The organism is Caulobacter ginsengisoli (assembly GCF_030814835.1).
GTDB classification, from domain to species: Bacteria; Pseudomonadota; Alphaproteobacteria; order Caulobacterales; family Caulobacteraceae; genus Caulobacter; species Caulobacter ginsengisoli.
On the sequence record NZ_JAUSVS010000020.1, the window covers coordinates 1 to 1,272 of the forward strand.

The following is a 1,272-nucleotide window of genomic DNA, read 5'->3' on the forward strand; positions in this document are numbered from 1 at the left end:
TGTTCAGACCGGGGAGATGGGTGACAGACGTTCGGGGACATCCGTTACAGGTTGAGTTTGATCCATAGACCTTCGCAGGTCGATGGAGGCGATGTGGGCTGTGCGGTAGATGAGGTCGTAGACGCCGTCGGTGGTGGTTGGCTTTAGAGCGATGGTTCGGCGTCGGAAGGCTCTTGGGGCCTTGAAGGTGCGGTTTTTGAAGCTGAAGCGGCCGGCGGGGCAGACCTTGCGGGGCTCAGCCTGGTCATCCTGGTATTGGAAGGGCGCGATGGTCTCGGGGAAGGGCCTGGAGCTGGGCCGGTAGCGTTCGATGGGCGTGGCCATGCCCAGGGCCTGGTGAGGCCGCTCGGTATTGTAGACGTCTCGCCAGCGTTCGAGCTGGCGGGCGGCGTGGGCCAGGTCGTCGAAGGGTGGGCCTGACAGGGCTTCGGCCTTGAGTGAGCGATGGAAGCGTTCGTCCTTGCCCTGGGTCTGGGGGTGGTAGGGGCGGGAGTGGCCGATGGCGACGCCCAGATCGATCAGCCAGACGCCGAGCGGGGTAAAGCGGTCTCTGGGTCCGTTGCCCCAGGGTGGGCCGTTGTCGGCGGTGATCCGCCAGGGCAGTCCGTAGCGGCGGAAGGCCTGGGTCAGGTGGGCCTTCACCGTCCCGGTGCGCTCGTCGGCGCAGGCGGCCAGCACGAGATTGAAGCGGGAGTGATCGTCCAGCACCGTCAGGGGATGCAGCCGCTCCTTCGAGCGCAGCGCCACATGGCCCTTGAAGTCCATCTGCCACAGATCGTTGGGCTCGGGATGCTCGAAGCGCTTGTAGTGGATCTGGCCGCCGCCGAAGGCTCCGACCGGCAGGCCATGGCGCCGGATGATCTGGGTGATCGTCGAGGGCTTGGGCGAGGCCAGACCTCGACGCCGGAGCACAGCCTCTATCTTGCGACCGCCCCACGCAGGATGCTCAGCCCTCACCGCCAGCACCGCCGCCTCTATCTCAGGCGGTGTCGCGTTCGGTGAACTGTGCGGCCGGCGGGACTTCGGCGCCAGGCCATCCTTCCCCTCCGCAAGGAAGCGCTCGTGGGTTCGATAGCCCAGCGTCCGGCTCACGCCGTAGCGATCGCACAGCTGGCTTCTGTTGGCCCCTTCCTGCTGGAAGAGCTCAACGAACTCACGCTTGAGGTCCATCTCAGAGACTCCCGTGAACGGCATCCCCAGCCTCCTTCCGAAGGCCGGAAAACTGTCACGGATGTCCCCGAACGCTTGTCACGGATGTCTCCGGTCCAAACA

Annotated in this window: 1 protein-coding gene; it reads right to left on the reverse strand. The window is 65.6% G+C overall.

Annotated elements, in window-relative coordinates; genetic code table 11:
- Positions 1-3: 3 nt before the first annotated feature.
- Positions 4-1,194, reverse strand: a complete 1,191-nt coding sequence (locus QO010_RS23930) for an IS481 family transposase (protein WP_307353290.1) — start codon at positions 1,192-1,194, stop codon at positions 4-6.
- Positions 1,195-1,272 lie beyond the last annotated feature (78 nt).